The organism is Mycobacterium sp. P4_H6 (assembly GCF_056400845.1).
Window position 1 is genome coordinate 1 of sequence record NZ_JBFUKN010000028.1, and the last position, 15,532, is coordinate 15,532.

Here is a 15,532-nt window from a genome sequence, read left to right on the forward strand (position 1 = left end):
GTGACGCTGTGGGGCACTCATCCTCGTGAAGCCGACTGCAGTTGCTTCGTGGAATATCAACCCAGTGTTGCCGCACGTGCTTTCAAGGCCCAAGCTTTGGCCGCGGCAGGACTGCCCGCCGACCCGATCTCCGCCGTCGAGATGTATCGCAACCGACCAGTCCGCTGCGCCGTGCTCTGAACTGATGCGCGGCACCTCAGCGTTTCACGCCGAGTCCCGGTGTGGCCGCCTCCGTCCAGCGCCCTAGGCGTCCTTCTGAGCGCTGACATACGTGAAATAGCTTTTACTGCAGGGCTTCGAACGAGTCAGACTGCAAGTCCCGATCCCCTCTCTCAGACTGCGCAACACCGCGTGCGCTTGGAGTGGGGAAACCCGGCATCCAGACAGGCTAGTGGCCGGCTCACCTGGAAGATCTGCGCAATACGAGCGTGAACCTGAAGCTCGCCGGGGTCTGCCCGGTACACGTCGTCGCGGCCTGGCATGGCCGAAACTGAAACCCGCTCTGGTACGAGGGTGTCGTGAGGTCGGACCTCTGCCTGTGCATCCCACGAGAACTCAATTACGTCTCGACAGTCCTTGGCCGGTCTTGCCTTCGGGGATGACGTCGGGAGGTCCGGACGCGTGTCGCTATTAGCTTCCAGTCATGCAACACTCAAGCTACCCGTTGCTCAATGAACGACGATACGGACCCGACCGAGGTTGTCCACCCGGGTAAAGGGGTCACTCGCGTCCCCGCTTCGTTGCGCACTGGCGCGCAACTGCGCGATGTAGATTCCCGGTCTTGGGTAGGTAAACGCGCGAGTCACCTCAAGGTATTCCAGCGGAGGGACGGTCACCGGGGCGGCGGCAAAGTCCCCAGTGCCCAACGGATCCCAATCGACACCAACGATCGTGCCGGCGCCTGGCGGAACCTCGACCGTCGCATGTAGACGGACGGGCACTCCCGCGGCGACATCGAGTCGGTGGGCGCCGTCGGCGGTCAAGTCCACCACGGGTTGGATGCCGCGGCGATCGGCGGCTTTGCCGGGCACCTCGACTTGGCCGTCGGTGATCGTGTACTTCGTCGATGGTGCGGGCGGCTGGCCCGTCTCAACCCAGGCGCTGACATCACGGAGCGCTTGCTGGAGTATCCCGCTGTAATCGATGAGTCKATTCGTGCGGCCTGGGGCGATGTGATCGGCGTTGTCGTTGTGCCAAAGTCGGAAGTGATCGTCGTAGCTGGCGCCTAAAGCACGCTTCACCTGGCGGCTGTACCAGTCGCCGTGCAGGGGGAACGCATCGGTGTCGAGCAGGTTGCTGATGACGATGACCTTGCCGTTGATTCGGCCGGTGTGGGTCCCGCCGCCGCTGACTCCAGCCGAAATCACCGGGCCTGACAAGCGGCGCTGAGGGTAGCGCGGCGCTCCGTCGCGGTTCCGGTATTGGTCATAGGAGGCGAAGCCGCCTGCGGCGTCGGGAACCTGGTAGCGCGGATATGCGGCGAGGGCGACATACCATCGGTTGTCGACGCGCAGGGCGGCGCCGGCATTGAGCCCGTCGAGGGTTCTGGCATCGTTGCCCTCTGCCAGAGAGACGGTCTTCGTAGTCCTGTCTAGTGATCCCTGGACCTGCGCAGGGGTGGATCCCTCCAGCCTGAGGTCCAAGGGGGCGGAGTACGCGGCGGCCGGGACCGAATCCAGCACCAGTTTCGTAGGAATGCCCCTTGCGTCCCGCTCAACCAGCGAGATCCTGGCTACGTGGTCGATTTTGGCCGCTCGGATCCGTCTGCCCAGTTCCGAGTCCTCAGTTCCGAGATAGCCCGGCCGGGTCCAGAAGTCGTCTGCGTAGGTGGGGTCCATCGTCTTGATCTGTGTTGCGAAGCCGAGAAGTCCCATCGGGTCGTTCAGACCGAGTACGTACTCATAGTCCCCCCAGGCCCGCAGCGGCACACCGAGTTTCGTGACCTCTGAGAGAACTTCTTGCTCAGCCTCATCGAGACCTCCGCGTGGGTCACCGCTTCCGCCGGGACTGACCGCGTCGGCGATCAACGACGCCTTGTCCTGCAGCACGAGTCGCGCGAGGGCGCGCGCGAAGAAGTTGTTCGGGATCGACGTAGGGTCGCCGACGATGAAGGGAACCGCGCCATCCCATACTCCGACGGTGTTCTCCATAGCGGCAATCGTCTGATAGGAGCCGCCGCTACCGCCCCAGATGTAGCCGTAGATTCGCTGTGGGGAGCCGTAGTATCGCGCGGCTACCACCTTGGCGAACTTGGCTGCCGCCGCGTCGACCTTGTACCCGCCGCCGCCGTTGGTCTGGACGACGTAACCACCACTGGCAGAGGCGAACCGGAGTACATCATCGCCAGGCTTCTCGTCGATGAGTGGATATACCGATTGGAAGAACCGGCCTTCCCACAGCTCCTTCGGCGGGTAGGCGAACGTGAACTTCTTGCCGCTGCCGGCGAAATGACCCGACACTCGGTGGTGCGGGACCGGCTCAGCCCGGTCCGTTTCGCTCTCTATCACCGGTTCGCCATGGCTCGGGTCGACGCACTCAGCGGTCACCTGCACGGCCTCACCCGTCCCTGACGGCGAGCATGGTGACGGGTGAGCATTCGAGACAGTAGGGCTTGAGCAAGCCATGACAGCGACTCCAATAGTTAGCAGACACAGAATGATCCTCGGGGCTGTTCGCGAAGAGCGTTGCGCAGCGCTGAAATCGGTTGGTACCGTCGACCGCAGACGGGAGCCCATCCTCACGGCAGCAACAGATCTGCCAGCTCATCCAGCATCGACAGGGCTCGCCTAGCGGTCGCCGGATCTGACACCGCCCCCTCCAGAACGCCCACGACGGGCTTGGTGCGCCGCTTCACAGCTCGGTCGAGCATGGCGGTGGGGCGAACAAGGGTGCGGCGGCGGTCGGCTTCATCCAATGACGTTGCCAACAAACCCTTGTCCACCAGTTCGGCCACGCATTTAGACACATATCCCTGGGTGAAGCCCGTGCGTTCTACGACCTCACTAACCGTAGCTCCGGGATACAGAACGACGTCGCCCATTACCAACGCCTCTGCCGCGCTGGGCATCACGTCGTGCGACAGTAAGTCGGTCTGGCGCGAAAGCTCCACCAGTCTTTTACCCAGGCGGTGCATGCGCTGCCGATCCATGGACACCATCATACATTCCAAAGAATGCATTTTTATCAATGTATTCTTGGTGGCGATCGTTGCGGTCGAGGTCCAGACAGCGCCCTGAGCCGCCTGACTACGCCGGCGTTTCATCCACATGACTACTGAGGAGACCGATGCCGTCCATTTCGCATCCGACCGGGCATACGGTCCGCATCGGGACCATAGTGATGGTTGTACTGATGATCGCTACCGGCTGCTCGCCAAGTTCCCAGAGCACCCCGGCCCAACCGCCGGCTTCGCCGTCCGAGACGGTGGTGATCGAGCGGTTGCCCTTGCCGCCGACCGCCCCGTCCGCAGACCCAGGTAGTTGCACATCGGCGGTGAATCCGCGTCAGACCGGGTGCGTCAGCCCCGGCAGGAATGGCATTCTCGGCACCCGGGCCTTTGCCTGGGACAGCCGCCACGTCTTGGCGGGAATCACCTTCGCGGGGTCGCCCGCGGCCGGCATATACAGCGGACCCCAGCTGCTCCTGGTCAAGACAGACAGCACGACCTTTCCCAATGGCGACGGGTGGAAGTGCCTCACCTGCGGCGTGCCTGCCGCAAACACGTTGGAAATCAACGACCCTGACGACGTCTCCTACCCGGAGGCTTTCCGCGACGGCAAGCGCATCAAGTTCGGCAGCAATATCCTTGACTGCGGATCCGTCGATGTCGTCGACTGCGATCCGACGGCCACCACCACACACATTTACCCGATCCGATCGCCTTTCCCCACCTCCCCCGGCGGTGGAAACATGCGCGAGCTTCGGTTGCATCCCGACGACGTGCATCTCGGATGGAACCAGCTGTTCTTCACCCCCGACTTCAGCGACGCCACCCAGTTCGGCGTCTTCGGGCGGATGACCTTCAACGAGTTGGCCAGGCCGCCCGCGTACGAGATCAGCGATGTCTCATTCCTATTGGGCACGGACCTGGCGAGATCGGGACGCTTCATCAGCGTCAAAGGACCCGGTGAGCTGCAGTTCGACAGCCCCGCCGGAGTGATCGGCGAGTTCCGCGGATTCACCAGCGACGGCGCGTCCGCGCTGGGCATCGGCACCCAGGATTCGTTCAATTACGACGTCTTTGCCACCGACCTGCAGTCGGGCAGCTCCGACCGGCTGTCGCGGGACCCGGCCTACACCGACCCCGTCAGCATGTCGCCCGACGACAAGTCGTTGGTGCTTGCAGACGGACGGGTAGACAACCAGACCGGCTACCCGAGCCAGAATCCCCTGGGGACCGACGGGCGGATGTACTTCGCAAGTGCCGGACCCGGCGTGCCGCCATTGATCGACCTGGCGATCACCAGTGTCGTCGGCAACCTGTACAACAACCAGTACGGGCTACCACCCGCGCCGGGCGTTGCTCCCGACGACACCACCAGCGGTAGGCGGTACTTCCAGCCCTACCTGATCAACGTCGACGACAACCCCGATCGCGGACTCCACGACGGACAGCTGCTCAATGCCGGCGCGGACACCACACCGGGCAACGGCAGCATCAGTGACCCGCTGTGGAATGTGGGGGCCGACCCGGCGTGGTCACCCGACGGGACTGCCATCGTCTACTACCAGTTGTTGGTCGCGCCACCGGCCTGCAACACACCGCCGGAGCCGGCGCCATGCCCGGTCTCCCAGGAGCCCGGTGGCCGTCTCTCCCGACTGATGATGGCCAAACTCACCGATCGTGAACCACAGCAGCCACGCCCGCAGCCAGAACCGGTCGCCGACACGATCCCGTGGGGAACCCAGTACAAGCCCGGCGACCCGGTCCCACCGATGCGGCCGCAAGTCCCGGCAGGGACCTACACACTCCAAGGCCAGAATGGTTCAGCCACCGTGGTCATCACCCACGGCCCGTCCCCGCTGCCCAACCAAGGCACCGAAGTTGTCGGAGTGAAGGTCTCCTATGACAAGTACAGCGCAGACGGACGCAACCTCGTCGACGGAACCGAGGAGGGCATCAAGAAGCGGGGACCGCTGCGCTACATCTGGCATGAAGACCTCACGTTGAGCGGCGAGCACAACGGCACCCGGAAGACCACCGAGCCAGGAGGATTCGTCGTGACGTCACCCGGTCTAGGGCTGCCACCGACCATCGCTGGCGCCCTGACCACGATCTTGAACGGGAGGACTTACACCTCGCCCGTGACAGGTTCTTGAGGGCGGGAGTCAGAATTCACTTGCGCTCGGCGCAGCTGCGGCGATACCGACATCGGCGATGATCTGCGGTAGGTCGACAGTCGACACCATCCCGGGCCGCGCGGCGCACACCGCGCCGATCGCGTTGATCGGCCGGTGCGCGGTATAGCCGGCCAGAGTCTCGGCCATCTGCTCTGCAGGAACCGGAAAGCGAATGTCGACGTCCATCGGCGCGTCACCAGCTACCCGCACCTTCCACCCGACGTCACGCAACTCCCAGTCGGCGTCGATGGTGAGCCCGCAGTACCACGTGGCGCGAAAGGTGACCACCGGTCTGCCCTTGTGCATGGCGGAAAGTGTCACGCGTTCTGCGGCCAGTGTGCCCGGCTCGATGATGCCGCCACCGTCTCCGGGAACCTCGATCGGCTCACTTGCGGCGGCGATTTCGGCTGTGGCTTCGACACCCTCGCTCGTGAGGCCGAGGGCGTCCGCCAGCAACTCCAGAGACTGAGCGAAGCCGGCCTTGACCATGGCAAGACGCTCTGCGTTGAACGTACCGAGCGGTTTGCCGTAGCCCAATGTCTCGAACAGCATGAAGGGCGAGCACCCGTCGACCATGTTGGCGTATTCGTCGATCAGGATTGAATCGACCCTTCGCTGAACTGAGGTCAGCACGATCGGGAGGGCCTCGGTGATGAAGCCCGGACTGCTCCCTGTGCTGTGTATTGACGAGCCGCCGCTCTGGCAGGCCGACTCGATCCGTTCGCGCGTGGCCGGCTCCAGCTTGGCACCGTAGTGGAACTCCGCACGGGTGGTCACGATGTTCGCACCCGATTCGAGTAGCCGGCAGACGTCGTCGTAGTCAACGCCTTCCTGCATGTAGAGCACGCAGTCGGGTTTGAGCGCGACGACCTMTTCGATACTGCGGGTGGCCTTAACCCCGTTGGGGGGCAAGCCGCACAGCTCGCCCGCGTCCATCCCCTCCTTGCTCTCCGAGAAGACGTACAGGCCCACGAGCTCCAGCTTGGGATGTTCGATGACTTTTTTCAAAGTGTGCATGCCGACATAACCGGTTGCCCACTGCACGATCCGGAGTGGTTGAGAAGACTCGCCGTTCATGAGTTCCCGCCGGCGGGCTTCGCGGCAGCTTTGACATATTCAGCGAGGTCACGGTCGATTTCGACCTGCAGCGACTTCGTCATCTTTGACATCGTGTCGTAACTGCCGACCGTGAAGATCAGATCGAGAATCTGCTGGGTGTTGAATTGAGCTGCGAGCCGCTGCCACGATGTGGCGGAGATCTCGCCGTCGAGTAGCAGTTCGTCGACCGTCTGCAACACGATCGCATCCGCCTCGTCCCAGATCGGCGCCTTGGGACCGAAGCAGACGCAACCGATCTCCATTTCCGACAGCCCGGCGTCCTGCGCCAAGCTGAGATGCTGAGCCCATTCATAGGTCGACTCACGGACGGCCCCCACGCGGAGAATGACGATCTCGCGGTGCCTTTCGGTCAGCGTCGTGTTCATCAGCAGGTGACCGTTGAACGCGCAGTACGCCTTGATCAGGTCGGGATGGTGTGCCAGCACGCCGAGGATGTTGGCGGCAGTCGGCCTGCCCTTCGCATCCGGCCGTTGGTATCGAGCGCCTGCGGGTGCCAACTGGGCGAAGGCATCTTGCACTTCCGGCGAAAACTCTTGCAGCGGAATCGGTGTTATCCGTGACATGGTGTTGTGGTCCTTCCTCGATTAACCCGTGAACTCTGCGGATCGGCGTTCGGTTTCTTTGCGGTCCAGAGAGGTTCGGGCGGAGTTATTCCAGTGGTCCACGTCGACGACCTGTTCGACCGGGTGCCGTCGCACTGGACCGTGTCGCCCTTTCGGCCAGCCGACCATCACGTGCCCTGCGAGGACCCAGTCATCAGGGATGCCGACCGCCTCGCGCAGCATCGCCTCACCACCGTAGGAGCTCCAGCTCGTCGGGCACGCTCCGAGCCCGTGAGCGCGGGCAGCCAATAGGAAGTTCTGCATCGCCGGGAAGATGGAGCCACCCAGCAGCAGTCCTTCGATGGCGGGCAAGCGCTGTTGAACGAAGAGCACCGACGTGTGCAGGGCGGCGTGATCGTGCAGTTCGTAGATCGCCCGATACGACTTGGCCCGGGCGCTGACATCTTCCGGCTCAGGCCGTGCCATGCCGTAGATCGGCTCGATCACCGCGAGCGCACGGCTGGCCGCTTCGGCGACGACCGCCCTCTGCTCCGGCGACCGGAGGATGACGAAACGCCAGCACTGCGCGTTGGCGCCGGACGGCGCCCAGGTGGCCGCCTCCAGACAACGGTCGAGCACGTCATCCCCGACCGGCTCGGCAGTGAACCGCCGAATCGATCGAGCGGTTGAGATCACGTCCCAGAAGCCGACACCGTCATCGGTCATGACATCAGTCCGGCATTCCGATCGTCTTGATAACCAGGTACTCCTGAAAACCGTGCGCGCCGTTTCGGTAGCCGAGGCCGCTTTGGCGAGTCCCGCCGAACGGGCTCGTGATGCCGAAGTGGCTCTTGCCGTTGATGGTGACGTTGCCGGTACGCATCCGCGCGGCAATACCCAAGGCACGGTCGATGTCACCGGAAGACACCTCACCGGAGAGCCCGTAGATGGTGTTGTTGGCGATCTGGACCGCATCGTCATCACTGTCATATGGAGTGACCGTCAACACCGGCCCGAAGATCTCTTCCTGGGCGATCTGACTGTCGGGATGCACGTCGGCGAGCAGGGTGGGCTCAGTGAAGTAACCGATCGGAAGGTTCTCGGGCACGCCGCCTCCGGTCAGCAGCCGGGCGCCAGATTCGATCCCGCTCCGGACCAGTCCGAGCACCTTGTCACGCTGCGCCGCGCTGATCTGCGGGCCCTGCATGATGCCCGGTGTCCAGGGGTCACCGACCGGGAAGCCTGCCATCGACGCCTTCAGGATCTCAAGACCCTCGTCATATCGATTGCGCGGCAACAGGATACGACTGGGCAAGATACAACTCTGCCCGGACATGACGCAGGCCATCATCGCCGCCAGCGGCAGTGCCGAACCGAAGTCGGCGTCGTCAAGCACGATGTGGGCGGACTTGCCGCCGAGCTCGAGCAGGGTCTTCTTGACAGTCGGAGCTCCTGCTGCCAGGATCGCCCGCCCGGTGGCCGTCGATCCGGTGAACGTGATCATGTCGACCCGGGGGTCGGCAGACAGTGCCGCACCGACCTCGTTGGCGTTGGAGGTGACCACGTTGAACACCCCGGCAGGGATGTCGGTCTCCTCAGCGACGATGCGGCCGAGTTCGCTCCCCGACCAGGGGGTGAGCTGAGCGGGCTTGAGCACCACGGTGTTGCCGGCCATAAGCGGCGGGATCGTCTCGGCGATGTTGAGGTAGAACGGCACGTTCCACGGAGTGATGGCGCCGACTACCCCGACCGGTTCGAAGTGAAGCTTCCGCCGCGCGGGGCCCAGGTGGGTGTCGTGCATGCCGGTGTCGACCCAGTAGTCGAACGAGCGGCCATGCTCTGCCCAATGTCTGATCTCGGCGATGGGTTCCTCGATCTGTGCCGTGGTGACGCTGATCGGGCAGCCGACCTCGGTCACCAGCACCCTGCGCAAGCGCTCCTTGTTTCGCTCCAAGGCGTCGGCAAGCTGGATCAGGCAGTGATAGCGGAACTCGACATCGCGGCTCCAGTCGCCCTTGTCAAAGGCACGAGTCGCCGCCGCGATGGCGCGTCCCATGTCCTCGATCGAGCCGTCGGCGGCCTGCCCGATGATCTCTTCGGTGGCCGGATGCTCAACGTCGAAGGCCGCACCGCCAGCGGCAAGTTGTAACTCGCCATCGATCAGCAATCGCTTCTCGCCGGCCAGTACGCCAACTTCGGTCGTGGCGGTCACCTAGTCATCTCCTTGACTTCGTCGCGGACTACCAGCGAGCCGGCGCGGGCGTGTCAAGCGACAGCGGGCGCTCGTAGGACAGGTCACTGTGGTCCCGGGTGCCCACCGAGTAGCCCTTCTCGGTGAAGAACGGTGATTGCAGGACACGCGCATCGGCGATGAACATGCCCTCCACCGTCGAGCGCCGCAGCGCGATACGCCACTGACCGTCACGCCGTTCCAGTCGGTCGATGTACCGGCCGTTGATGAACTGCGCGCTCTTGGTGTCGGAACCGATCAGCACGACGATCACGTAGCTCTCAGCGTGCGCGGTATCGTCATCGATCTCGCACGAGTGTGTAGTGATGTGGTGCATGTGAACGCGCGATGTTTCGGCGTGAGTGGCATTCGCCCATGCCCCGTACTCGGGTCCGGGGTTTATCGCGAGACCGTGCTCGTCGATGCCATCTGGGTGGTAAGTCGAGGAGATGAGGTCGACGTCATGACGGTCGTGACCGCGCGCGTGCCGAGCGATGCAGTCCAGGATTTCAGCACGGTCCATGAGATGGCGGACGTCTCGCTGGAGTGCGTCCAGCCCTGAATCGGTGCTCATTGTTCTCCTGCATCTTTGGGGTCGACGGCTGCGGCGTGTTTGCAAGTACGGGGTACCGCCACGACACCGCGGTTCACTGTACGACTGTACAGCACTACCGTTAACGAATCGGGGTTTCGCTCACTCCTGGCGCAGCGCTGCGGTGTCGACGAAGCCGGGCCAACCATGATGCTCTTCGGCGACGCGGGCAATCTCGTTCCATCGCGTTGGGCTTGTCTCCGTGATCACCATGTTGAATCTGGTCGATTTTCGGAACTCCAGGACGCAGGCCCCTTCTGCCCCGGCCCGGTAGCCGTACGGACGGAGCGCCGAGACCAGGAATCCTCCGCCGGCGTTGATACGTCTGCGGCCCAGCACGATCCAGCCGGACAGCACGTAATAGAGGCAATCCACATCGTGGTGGTGAGCTGGAAGAATGTAGTTAGGTGCGAGCCGAATATTGGCGAGGCTGAAGCCGTCAGGACCGCCCTGCCGGAAGATGATGTCATCGACGGTGCCGCCGGCGAGCGCCGAAGTATCCAACGCTTCGAGCGCCATGCCGTCCGGCAACTCTGGGCCGCTCATCATCTCGCTGACCGGCCCCTGCGATTCGCCGCTGAAGATAAAAATCCCCGATGTGGTGCTGTCCGGTGTCTCATTCTCAGATGTATCTGATCGGTCGGGCATCAGGGTGGCCTTTCACAGAGTTGGTCGCTGCGGGTTGCAGCGCTGTAGCCGGCGACCGCACCCGTGAGTTCTGATGCGGCGGGCACAAGCACATCGCGGCTTCCCACAATTGGGAAGGTGCCGCCACCCGTTACCAAGATCCTATACGGGCGTACAGCGCTGCGGACCGAAACTCTCGGGCGACAACGCCAATGTTCGGCCGGGCCCGAATACGAGCGGCAATCTGCACTGTCGACTATTGGGCGACTCCCACCGCCATCAGTGCCGCACTCACGCCCTCCTGAATGCGCGTCCCGTTGCCCCAACCGACGTAGTAGTGCAATTGCAGAACCGCCTCCTCAAGCTCCTCGGCAGAAAGTTCACCGTTGAGGAGGGCTCCGCGCGCCTGCACCTCGATGAGGTCGGCGCGCCCGAGAGCAGCGGTCGCACCGAGCACCAGCAGGCGTCGATCACGAATGGACAGCCCTGGCCTGCTCCACACTTCGCCGAAGAGGTGATCGATTGTCATTCTCAGGGTGGGGGTACGGTCTTCCGGCATTTCGTCGGCGACAGCGGTTCCGTATACCGCGGCCATCGTTTCCAGGCCTACCACCGAACGGTCAGCGGGTGTTTCCGACCCCTTCTCGGACCTCGACACCGTGCCGAGCGTGTCCGCGCCACTCGCCCGCGTGGCGTCGACCACCGGTACGTCGAGGTCGTATTCGTGCGCCAATTTTTGAGCGGCCGCCAGGTCCTTGTCCAGCAGGTGCAGCATCTGCGGAGCGTGGTCGGCTACCAGGCTGGGCATGCTGGCGCGATTCCGCAGCAGAGAGAACATCGTTTTTCCATCGGGATCGGCCTCCTCGATCACCGACATCAGAACATTGGAATCCACTCCCGCTGCGGCGGCCAGCTCCACGGCTTCATGGGCGACGCGCCAACTGCCGTAGGTGACGACATTGCGTGCGATCTTGGTCGCCATGCCGGCGCCCAAAGGCCCGCAATGGATGACCTTCTTCGCGAAGTCGGCAAGTACGGGCGTCGCGAGGCGCACCGTGTGCTCGTCCCCGCCGACCATCGCGACCATCCCGTTCTCGGCTGCCTGGTCCCCCGGCGTGACCCCGCAGTCGAGGAACGCAACACCCGCATTGGCGCAGTCGCGTGCGAGTTCGTGCACTTGGTCAACGGCCAAGGTGGACAACACCACCACGATCAGCCCCGGCCGCGCTCCCGCGAGGACTCCGTCCTCGCCGTGGAGCACGGCGCGCACCTGCTCAGCGTCGACGACCGCGATCAGTACCACGTCAGACGCACCGGCAACGGCGGCGGGCGAAGACCCGACCGAAGGGACGCCGGTCAGGCCCGTGGCAGCCTCAGCGTCGATATCGTAGACAGCCAACGGAATTCGGCCGCGGCGAGCAAGACTGACCGCCACACCGCCGCCGATCATGCCGAGTCCGATCACACCGACACGGAGCTCATCTGTTCCAGGTGCTGCGGTGCAGGTTTCTGATCGCACGCTCATCTCCAGTTCATTCTTCAACCGACGGAATGTCCGCGAGGGATGCCCCCACGCTATACACCCGCACAGCATTTAGATGAGCTCAGCATCAGTGATATTCCGCACCGACAGCACGCCACTGCGATTGGCGACACTCCCAGCCGACTCCGCTTTCCCGAACGGCAGCCGCCTTCCACGTCTCACCCCAGCCGGTCGATCGCGGCCTTTGTGTCCAGGTCCCGGTATGCGGTGGCAAGTCTGATGTGGTTCCCCACCGAGATTTCCCAGCCGTAGTTGTCCAGCGGTGTGGTCAGCCATCCGATGTAGAAGCACCAGGCGGCGGCGATGCGATACTCGTCGAACAACTCTTGATAGGACGGCACGACGGGCATTCCGGCTTCGGCGAGACACGTCCGGTAGTACTCGATGAGGTGGCGTTCGTGCGTGCGCCGATCCCCGACGCTGAGTCCGGTGATCATGATGTAGGTGACGTCGTGCATGCAGTATCCCCGCGCGAGTAGCTGCCAGTCGAGCAATCCGCGGCTGCCATCGGTGTTGCGGTAGGTATTGCCGATGTGGCAGTCGCCGTGCAGCAATGTCTGACCGAGCGCAGCCTGATGTCGGCGCGCGATGTCGACCTTTGCGAGCAGCGAGTCCGGAGTCTCTTCGACGAACTCTACGAACTCGCGTTTGAACTGCTGGGTGGAAATCTCGTATTTCACAAGGGCTGGAATGAGATTGGGGTCGGTGAACATGTCGTGAATGGGACCGCTGGTGTGTGGTTGAACCCAGCCGAGGTCATCGGTGAACCGCGGGGACTGCCAGTACGCCGCATGAAGCCGAGCCAGCTGCGCCAGCAGTAATTCGAGATCGGCGACCACCGTGTCGCTCTGCACGGATTCGAAGTGGACACCGTCGCGACGTAGATCTTCGAGGACCAGCCCGAATGTACCCGAGGCGCTGTCGTGATGGCCGCCGGCGCATTGCGGGGTGGTGACCGGCAGTTCGTCGCCGAGTCGCAGGTAAGCGTTGACTTCATTGGCGTACAGGGGCAGGTCGCCAAAATCCGAACGGGCGATCTTGATCATCAGTTGGGTAGGAAGATCCTCGGGGGCGCCGGGCCCGTACTCCACTTCGACGCCGATCCGCTGGGCTGACGATACCTGTTGCCCATCATCGCTTTTCAGTGCGGCGTCGGTGACCGTGGAGCGCAGCACCGTGACGTCCCGGTATTTCGTTCGAATCAGCCTCTGCACTACGTGCTCGTCGAATTGTGCCGGTTCGGCTGGGATATGAATCGTCACTTCTCGTCCTTCATGTCGCTGGAGTTCGGGTGTGCAACCAAAGACCTCAGCGGTCGAGGCGTATGTCGGGCACGACCGGCACGACACCGGGCGGGGGCGTCAGGTCCAGGAGCCCGGCGAGCATCTGCACGTGGGTTCCAGTGCCGAGTTGCATCTGCGCCGCTTCTGTCGACATGCGCCCCTGGGCCACGAATGTCGAGAAGAGTTTCGCGAGGATGGCGGCCAACCGATAGGCACCGAAGACCAGGAACCACCGCAGATCGGTGGCGGTCTCACCCGTGAGATCTTCCCAGAGTTCGATCATCTCGTTGTTCGTGCCGATGCCGTCGAGCTTGATGCTGCCTGGGGCGGTCATGAGAATCCACCACGCCAGATCGGCTTGCGGTCCGGCCAAGGACGCCAGATCCCAGTCGAGCATCGCGACCGGAGCATATTCGCGATACATCACATTGGGCAGTCGGCTGTCACCCCACGACAGGGCCGTACCGGCGGGGCGGTGTGCAAGCAACCAGTCTTCGGCGATTTCGGTCAGCGGTATCGGTGCGGCGGGAGATGCCCAGCGCAGCGATCGGATCCAGTAATCGAGGCTGTCGCCGACGCCGTCAGCGGTGGCGCCGGTGCGCAAGAACGCGAACGGCTCGGGATCGATTCGGTGGAAGTCGGCCATCAACCGAACGGTGTTCTCCCACAATGCCGCCCGTTGGGTCGGTGATGCTTCGGCCACGAACCCATCAGTCCACCAGGGCGGGTTGTCCGTCGGCGTGGCTCCGACGATCTTCTCCATCACGAAGAAGGGCGAGCCCAGCACGGCGGCGTCCGGCTCGTAGCCCAGAACCGACGGGGTCGGTACGGCAGGAATTGACGCCATCGCCTCATACATCCGGTAGTGCGTCGACAGGTCGTCGTCGAGATAGAGAGGGTCCCCGGTGGCGACCCTGGCTACGTACCCACTGACCACGCCACTGGAGTGGCGTACGTCGAAGAGCAACGTCTCGTTGGCGACACCGGTCCCCCCGGGCGCACTCAGCGGTCCGATCTCGAGCCCAGCATCCTCCAGACGTAAAGCCAGCCAGCTCTTCAGCCGAACCCCCACCTGTTCGGGCGCCCGGTCATGCGCCTTGAGCTGCGCCCAATCCTTCGCACTCGCCGCCGTGGAGGGTTCGATCGCTGTCACGACGCCTGCCCGTGGTGCGGCTCGGGCGCCAGCGCGTTGAGCCGATCCGATCGCTCACAGTAGAAGTAGCCGGTCTCGCCGCCCCAGTCGCAACGGCCGTGGTTGAGCACGAACATCAGCCCCAACCCCTCGAGATCCTTGYCCACGGCCAGACCACGTTGCATCGACGTCCAGAGCGTGCGGTCGCAGCGCAGCTCTAGATCGAGCACACCACCCGACCATTCGAGTGCCACGTCCAGGGTCTCGCCTTCGAAGCGCAACTCCCCCAACCGCGGTGCCCTGCGGACGCGGACGTGCTCGAACCGACCATCAATGAACACGTAGCCGCCTTCGAGTGTGATGCGTCCATCCGCGGCGTAGTAGACCGACAGCCCCCATCCCTTACCGCTGGCATACGGACAGCCGAGGATCACGTGGCCACCCCAGTTGAGCAACATCGAATGGTCACGCGGGCCACGGGAATGGTCTCGCCAGCCATAGCCGTTGAACGGCATCACATCTCCTGATGGCAAGGTGACTGTCCCTGTCGCCCGCAGGAGCTGCTCGTAGTGCTCGCTGGCCCACTCCTGGCTGTCCATGTCGCCGGCCCCGGACGTCAGACTCGCTGCGGTACGCGCGTCCCAGGCGGGAGTGAGCATCTGCACGTCGAGGTCGGTGGCGAAGGGTTTGGTGAGTCCATCGCGACCTACCCCAGCGAGCATCTCGCTCTGCGGTGTGTGCAGCCCGAACCCATCAAAGGACACGCGCCAACGTCGCCACGGCTCGAGCTGCCGGAACTCCAGGCCGGCACCTGCGGGGCGTCGCTCCGGGGCGGTGTGGTGATATGCCCGCAGCGACAGCGCCCCACCATCTCCGGGAAGCATGACCAGGACACGGTCTTCCCACATCGTCCACTTGTCCGCGACCGTGCCCAGATGCAGCCACATCGCGACATCCAGTTCCGGGTCGTAGAGCGTGAACAGTAGATTCTCTGCCCACTTCGGCACGTCCGGGCACTCGGCCACGATGAAGTCCTGCTCATCGGGCAGACCTGAGGACATGTCGACCAGCGCACCGCCGAGGGATTCCGACACCGGGCTCCTTTGAATCAATCAGTTGATTAA

At 63.6% G+C, this 15,532-nt stretch carries 13 protein-coding genes and 1 pseudogene; 2 read left to right on the forward strand and 12 right to left on the reverse strand.

What is annotated here, in order from left to right:
- Positions 1–180 (forward strand): annotated as a pseudogene (locus AC1DTF_RS13810) (hypothetical protein); the annotation flags it as partial.
- 488 nt (positions 181–668) lie between these two features.
- Here the strand turns inward: AC1DTF_RS13810 and AC1DTF_RS13815 are convergent.
- Both AC1DTF_RS13815 and AC1DTF_RS13820 read right to left on the reverse strand, forming a co-directional pair.
- On the reverse strand, positions 669–2,552 hold the full coding sequence (locus AC1DTF_RS13815; protein ID WP_477474461.1) for a hypothetical protein: 1,884 nt from the start codon (positions 2,550–2,552) through the stop codon (positions 669–671).
- A gap of 185 nt (positions 2,553–2,737) precedes the next feature.
- Entirely contained in the window at positions 2,738–3,268 is a 531-nt protein-coding gene (locus AC1DTF_RS13820) for a MarR family transcriptional regulator (protein WP_477474462.1), read from the reverse strand.
- Positions 3,269–3,705: 437 nt separating this feature from the next.
- Between AC1DTF_RS13820 and AC1DTF_RS13825 the strand changes: the two genes are divergently transcribed.
- On the forward strand, positions 3,706–5,319 hold the full coding sequence (locus tag AC1DTF_RS13825; RefSeq protein WP_477474463.1) for a TolB-like translocation protein: 1,614 nt from the start codon (positions 3,706–3,708) through the stop codon (positions 5,317–5,319).
- 9 nt (positions 5,320–5,328) lie between these two features.
- Here AC1DTF_RS13825 and AC1DTF_RS13830 read toward each other — a convergent pair whose 3' ends face one another.
- From AC1DTF_RS13830 to AC1DTF_RS13875, 10 genes are all read right to left on the reverse strand, one after another.
- Positions 5,329–6,417 (reverse strand): NAD(P)H-dependent amine dehydrogenase family protein, encoded by a 1,089-nt coding sequence (locus AC1DTF_RS13830; RefSeq protein ID WP_477474464.1) that lies wholly within the window; start codon positions 6,415–6,417, stop codon positions 5,329–5,331.
- Positions 6,414–7,022: a carboxymuconolactone decarboxylase family protein gene (locus AC1DTF_RS13835; protein ID WP_477474465.1), complete on the reverse strand. Its 609-nt coding sequence runs from the start codon at positions 7,020–7,022 to the stop codon at positions 6,414–6,416. Before AC1DTF_RS13835 ends, AC1DTF_RS13830 begins: the two co-directional genes overlap by 4 nt.
- Before the next feature lie 21 nt (positions 7,023–7,043).
- Positions 7,044–7,727: a nitroreductase family protein gene (locus AC1DTF_RS13840; RefSeq protein ID WP_477474466.1), complete on the reverse strand. Its 684-nt coding sequence runs from the start codon at positions 7,725–7,727 to the stop codon at positions 7,044–7,046.
- 4 nt (positions 7,728–7,731) lie between these two features.
- Positions 7,732–9,213, reverse strand: a complete 1,482-nt coding sequence (locus AC1DTF_RS13845; protein ID WP_477474467.1) for an aldehyde dehydrogenase family protein — start codon at positions 9,211–9,213, stop codon at positions 7,732–7,734.
- 28 nt (positions 9,214–9,241) lie between these two features.
- Positions 9,242–9,805, reverse strand: coding sequence for a nuclear transport factor 2 family protein (locus AC1DTF_RS13850; protein ID WP_477474468.1), 564 nt, complete (start codon positions 9,803–9,805; stop codon positions 9,242–9,244).
- Between the two features lie 120 nt (positions 9,806–9,925).
- A complete protein-coding gene (locus AC1DTF_RS13855) occupies positions 9,926–10,471 on the reverse strand; it encodes a cupin domain-containing protein (protein WP_477474469.1) in 546 nt (181 codons plus the stop codon).
- A gap of 235 nt (positions 10,472–10,706) precedes the next feature.
- Complete coding sequence (locus AC1DTF_RS13860) at positions 10,707–11,993, reverse strand: NAD(P)-binding domain-containing protein (RefSeq protein ID WP_477474470.1); 1,287 nt, start codon at positions 11,991–11,993, stop codon at positions 10,707–10,709.
- A 158-nt stretch (positions 11,994–12,151) separates the two neighbouring features.
- Positions 12,152–13,255: a phosphotransferase gene (locus AC1DTF_RS13865; protein WP_477474471.1), complete on the reverse strand. Its 1,104-nt coding sequence runs from the start codon at positions 13,253–13,255 to the stop codon at positions 12,152–12,154.
- Between the two features lie 46 nt (positions 13,256–13,301).
- Positions 13,302–14,429 (reverse strand): phosphotransferase family protein, encoded by a 1,128-nt coding sequence (locus tag AC1DTF_RS13870; protein ID WP_477474472.1) that lies wholly within the window; start codon positions 14,427–14,429, stop codon positions 13,302–13,304.
- Positions 14,426–15,502 (reverse strand): 6-phosphofructokinase, encoded by a 1,077-nt coding sequence (locus AC1DTF_RS13875; protein WP_477474473.1) that lies wholly within the window; start codon positions 15,500–15,502, stop codon positions 14,426–14,428. Before AC1DTF_RS13875 ends, AC1DTF_RS13870 begins: the two co-directional genes overlap by 4 nt.
- Between the last annotated feature and the right edge of the window lie 30 nt (positions 15,503–15,532).

Bases quoted from the DNA above. Each gene is read 5' to 3' on its own strand.
- AC1DTF_RS13820 (WP_477474462.1), bottom strand. From the start codon at position 3,268: ATGTGGATGAAACGCCGGCGTAGTCAGGCGGCTCAGGGCGCTGTCTGG.
- AC1DTF_RS13835 (WP_477474465.1), bottom strand. From the start codon at position 7,022: ATGTCACGGATAACACCGATTCCGCTGCAAGAGTTTTCGCCGGAAGTG.
- AC1DTF_RS13840 (WP_477474466.1), bottom strand. From the start codon at position 7,727: ATGACCGATGACGGTGTCGGCTTCTGGGACGTGATCTCAACCGCTCGA.
- AC1DTF_RS13850 (WP_477474468.1), bottom strand. From the start codon at position 9,805: ATGAGCACCGATTCAGGGCTGGACGCACTCCAGCGAGACGTCCGCCAT.
- AC1DTF_RS13855 (WP_477474469.1), bottom strand. From the start codon at position 10,471: ATGCCCGACCGATCAGATACATCTGAGAATGAGACACCGGACAGCACC.